This window comes from Bartonella sp. CL434QHHD, assembly GCF_042195145.1.
In the GTDB taxonomy this organism is placed as follows: Bacteria; Pseudomonadota; Alphaproteobacteria; order Rhizobiales; family Rhizobiaceae; genus Bartonella.
On sequence record NZ_JBHINT010000054.1, the window covers coordinates 1 to 5,446 of the forward strand.

General features: G+C 37.2%; 2 protein-coding genes and 1 pseudogene. All 3 read left to right on the top strand.

Annotation, left to right across the window (positions count from 1 at the left end; genetic code table 11):
• Positions 1-425 precede the first annotated feature (425 nt).
• Complete coding sequence (bafA, locus tag ACFILN_RS08615) at positions 426-2,990, top strand: BafA family autotransporter (protein ID WP_375671306.1); 2,565 nt, start codon at positions 426-428, stop codon at positions 2,988-2,990.
• A 339-nt stretch (positions 2,991-3,329) separates the two neighbouring features.
• Positions 3,330-3,564: pseudogene (locus ACFILN_RS08620) on the top strand (integrase arm-type DNA-binding domain-containing protein); the annotation flags it as partial.
• A gap of 258 nt (positions 3,565-3,822) precedes the next feature.
• Positions 3,823-5,446, top strand: a 1,624-nt coding sequence (locus ACFILN_RS08625) for a pertactin-like passenger domain-containing protein (RefSeq protein WP_375671308.1), incomplete at its 3' end; no start/stop codon positions are given.

Consider the following 5,446-nt stretch of genomic DNA (forward strand, 5'->3'; position numbering starts at 1 on the left):
ATATTAAAGGGCGTAAAACAAAACAGTCCCTTCAGGGAATTATAGGTGTACGCTATAGTTTCTAAATATATGGTTATTTTTTAGTTATCTTTAAATATATGATTGTTTTAAAGGTCTTTAATTAAAGGTTCAGAGAACAATTTTTCAGAGCACGCAGCTTCGTTGTTCATGATAAACTGTATACCCTTATATACTTGATTATGCATTACTTTTTATCTTTGATAAGAAAACTCCGAGAAAATGCTAAAGAAGCACTATAAGAGCGCTCTTATATTCTTGATCAAAAAAGTATTTAAAAACTATAAAGAACGGTTTTTTATGAGATAAGGAGGATTTTTAAGAAGGATTGTTGCAATCTAAGGTTGAAAATATATTTTGTAGAGCTAATTACGTTTAGTGTCTATGCAGGCGTGAAGGGGGAGGATATGGCTCTACAATATAAATGGAAACGACATTGTTGGATACTCATGTTGAGCAGCTGTTTTGTGCAAGCTGCTGCTGCAAATGAGGGGGGAACAGCACTTTTTTGTCAATCTTCAAGTTATGAAAATGATAAAGTATTTCAAGATCAATACAATGAGGATATGAAAACAGGCAGATGCATACTTGGAGCCTCTAATGATGCCATGGTAAGAACGCGCAATGAATTAGACTTTTTGAAAAAGCCTAGCGATTTTATCATGGATAAGGGTGCTAGAGTGTTTGCGAGTCAACAGGAACTTGACAGTAGTCATCGTGACAATGCTGGATATAATGCACAAGAACAAAATACTGCGTTTCTTAAAAAGCCTGAACTTATCTCCATTAAAGATGGGGCAATTTTAGAAAATTATATCCTTGATAATGAAGGTAAAGCATACATTTCAAATGATGGTGAGATTGATAGTCCAGGGCGATCCATTAATAACACTGTAAGGAATGGTGCAGAGCTTTATGTGTATGCAGGAGGACTCAGTGAGAATAGTAAAATTGAACATGGTGGAATTGAAAATGTTCAGGCTTTGAAGGGAAAACAAGGTTTTTCGAAAAATGCTGTTGTTGAAGAAGGCGGACACCAAAGTGTTGGAAATGGAGGAAAAGTAGAAGGGACTAAAATTTATGGTGGTGAGCAGCTTGTTTTCGGCGAGGGGGATATTGGAGGAGAGATTAAAGGGAGTAGTGCTTCTCATACTGTCATTTATGGTCAAGATGAAACACTAGGCCAACAAAAAGTATATGATGGCGGAAAAGTTTGGAATACGAAAGTTATGCGAGGCGGTGTCCAAGAGGTTGGAAAAAAGTCTCAAAGTGCAAAAAATGGTGGTTTTGCATTTGACACAGAAGTTTTTGGTGGTGGTAAACAACGTATCTTAAAAGGCGGTCAGGCTATTGGAGTCACTTTAAATGAGAGTGCTATTCAGGAAATATATACTGATGGATCTGTAAAGAATCTAACAATGAATGATCAAACAAAATCATGGGTGCATGCTGGAGCAACATTAGAAGGCAAGACACAGGTAAACCATTCTGGGCAGATCCATCTTTATGCTGGGAATGATCAACAACGCACCACAGTAGAAGATATTATTTTAAATGGAAAAGATACAAAACTGTACTCTGTTACTGATGAGTTTGATGGAAAAAGTTCTTTGATACAAAAATTAAGTGGTGAAGGGAGTGTTATTTTTTCGTTTACAGGTTCTGATCCATATTATTCTCAGCTTCATGTGAATAATCTTTCAGGAAATTTACATTTCGCGTTCAATACTACGATTGCCCATAACCGTGGTGATTATCTCTTGGTTGAGAAAGGCGCTGGGAAACATACAATAAGTGTTGCTGATTCTGGAGTTGAAATCACGGATCCTTTTTCAAATAAGCGTGATTTAATTACGGATCAAAGTGGTGGTGCGCATTTTACGCTGACAGATCTTAAGGGTGACAAAATTAACGCCATTGATGGTGGAACTTATATGTATGATTTGAAAGAAAGAAAGGATGAAAATGGGAAAGTTTGGTTTTTATCGGCAGACCGCCTCAGTGGACCAGAGCCTTCTATGCCAGATCCGACAGATCCTTTTTTTCCTGGTGAAACATCAACAACCCCCTCTACAGATGCAGTGTTAACGTTGTCCGTAGTCCCTGGACTTATTTTTAATAATGAGTTGCAAGTTGTACGGAATGGTAGAAAAATTTGGGACAGAAATAAGAAAGATATCGAACTATGGACTTATGGGATTAAGAGCAGAGAACGTGTTGCGACAGGCCATACACACTTTAAGCTTGGGCAGACAGGTTTAGTCTTTGGTGCTGATCAGTTGAGTGAATTAAGGCATGGAGAGTTGTATGTTGGTGGTTTTGGGAGTTATGATCAAGCACGTGTTTCTCATGCACGAGGTGGTGATAGTGATTTGAGCTCTTATAGCATTGGAACTTACGCAACTTATTTTGATCATCGTGGATGGTATATGGATGGTGTTTTGAAATATAATTATTATCGAGATAATTTAAAAGCCATATCAACGAATGGTTTAGCTATTCAAAGTCATTACAATCAGTGGGCGATAGGTGGATCATTTGAGATTGGCTGTTATTTTGAACCGGCACAGAATACTTGGATGCAGCCTTATATCAAGCTAACAGGTTTGCAGGTTGAAGGTAAAAGAATAAAACTTTCCAATGAAATGATAGGTGATCTAAGCCCATTAAATTCATTCCGCAGTGAAGTTGGATTGACTGCAGGACATGAATTTTTTGTGAATTCAGAAACTTCATTAACAGCTTACATTATGGCAGCTTGGTTGCGTGAGAATATAAATAATAATTATACGACAATTAATAAGCAGTATAAATTTATTACAGATTTATCAGGCAGTGCGGGTAAATTGGGAATTGGTTTAAACGGTACGGTCAATGATAAACTAACACTTTATGCGGAAGCACATTATCTAAAAGGACATAAGATTAAGAATGCTCTTCAAGGTATTTTAGGATTACGCTATAGTTTCTAAATATGTGTGTACACGGCTGATTAATTTTACAAATGTAATTGTTTTGCAAGCTTAAACAGATAACGCTCGGCTATGTCTTTTCGAGAGTATAGGGACTTTCTCAAATAGTAGGAATGTCTTTATACTCTCTTTTTTAAAGGCAACATACTGAATTTATAATAATAATTCATTTCTATGCATGTTGAATGAGAGTCTCGAGTATCATAGGATTCTCTCATTCCAAATCTGTTTATGTTGAATCAATCAAAATTATTCGCTTGGCACATCACAAGTGGGATGAACATGTGGATAAAAACTATATAAGAAAAGAGTAAAAATGTTTCTTATGAATCTTCTCTAGTGTCAAGGGCTGTCACAACATTAGGATGGCAAAGTGTATGATGATATCGGCTCGCTTCTTCATAAGCGTAAAGATTGGGGACGCAATGGCTTTACCGGTATACCATTCATGGGATGACGTCGCGAAATGGGTTCGGGTGCGTTGAGAGATGTCTCTTTAAAACAAGCGCGTGAATGTACAATCCAAAGGCGTTTTGTGTTCCGTGAAGGACGTGACCTCGTTAGGCACGAGCATTTTGTTCATCTAACTTCAAATATTGAAAATTGTTCCTTGAACTCAAGTAAACAATTTGAATTTTATTAAGATTTTCAGCCGTAAGTTAGAACTTTCTAGTGGCTTTTATAGAAACACAACCTAAAGTTGTTTATATTAAAAAATACACTTAAAAAGTGTTTTTAAACATAAATAAAACACATTACGATACAATCTAAGACGAGTTACCTACGTAGCCGTGGGATATTTTTCTAAATAATTGAGAGTGGAGTGTCGATAATGCAGTATAAACATAAGTTGAGTTTTTCAGTATTGATGATCAGTAGTTGTCTTGTACAAGTTGCAAGTGCAGTTGAAAACAGGAATGAAGAGTTAAAAAGATTAGAAAATGTGGAAAGTGGAGGGAAGGTACCAAAAGGTTCAGCACTGATTACAACCCTTTTCAACAATAATGTTAAGATCGAAGGTGGTGGTGTTGAAATTGTTGAAAATGGAAAAACTTCCATGGGATCCACTATTGAAAAAGGAGGGATGCAAATAGTTACGCGTGGAGGAAATGCAATAGATGCTAAAATCCTTGGAGGTAAGCAGTTTATTCATGAAGAAAAAGGTCTTGATCTTATAAGCGTGGAGAGAAAAAGTAGTGCATATAAATCCACAGTTTCTGGTGGCAGTGGAGCAGTGGGACAGCAGAATGTGTATGATGGAGCGTGGGTTTGGAATACGAAAGTGGTAGATAACGGAGAACAAAACCTTTATGCAGGAGAAAGAAAAGAGGGGGGAAAATCAATGTATGCTGAGGTCTCTGGAAATGGGAGACAGCACGTCTTAGCGTTAGGAGAATCTTTTGCTACTAATTTGAAAGATCATGCTATTCAAGTTGTATATCCTGAAGGGTTTGTGGATGGTCTGACTGTTAACAACTCTGCTAAGTCGTGGTTCCATGTTGGTATAAAAGATGTCGTTGGAGAAGTAATTGTCAATGATCACGGAGAACTTTATTTATTCGCTGGTGATAGGACAAATCATACGACTAAGAAAAAAATTCCTATAAAGGACAGAGTTGAAGAAACAATATTTGAGGTTGGTGAACGGAATATAGGAGAAAAACCTCAGATTGAAATTGAAGATTTAGGGGGGCAGGATGGGACTATTATTTTTACTTCTATACCGTATGATCCACAACATATTTCACTTCATGTTGAGAAACTTTCAGGAAGTTTGCATTTTCGATTCAATATTAGTGCTACGGGGGATGCAAGTGATTACTTGTCGATTGATGAAGGTTCGGGTAATCACAAAATAAGCGTTGCAGATTCTGGTCGTGAAATTACAGGTCTTATCTCTCAGAAAAATGGTTGGGCTACAGAGATTAATTTAGTTACTGATAAATTAGGAGGCGCTAATTTTACTCTGGAAGATCTTTCGGGTAATTATATTACAGCTGTTGATGGTGGAGCCTATCAGTATGTTTTACGAAAGAGAGAAAGATGTGCTGATTCTAGTGGTTATTCTACAATTTGGTATTTAAGTTCTGCCTCTGAAGGTACGACACGTTCGAGTACTGAAACACAGTGTGTAAACAAGAAAACGAAGATTCCTCTTGCATTATCTGATCAAGGTGCTTCTTCTAGAGGAAAAAATACCGGTTCTCGTAAACCTACTAAAAAACAACCAGCTAAACCACGTCCTCCACGTCATTTAAGAGAAGCGCAGAATGTCTCTAGTGTTTCTGTATCTCCCTCTCAAGAAAATCAGAATCGTCTGGTGTTTCCTCTAGTCAGTTCTCATCCTCTTTCTGCTGAAGAGCAACAAACTGCTGTTTCAGAATCTTCTCACTCTTTAGCCGATCAGATGATTGTGCGTCCAGTTCATAAAGAACAACCTTCTCCACAATTGAGTG

What these genes read in the sequence shown, in the direction of transcription:
- bafA (WP_375671306.1), top strand. Translation starts at nt 426, where the DNA reads ATGGCTCTACAATATAAATGGAAACGACATTGTTGGATACTCATGTTG.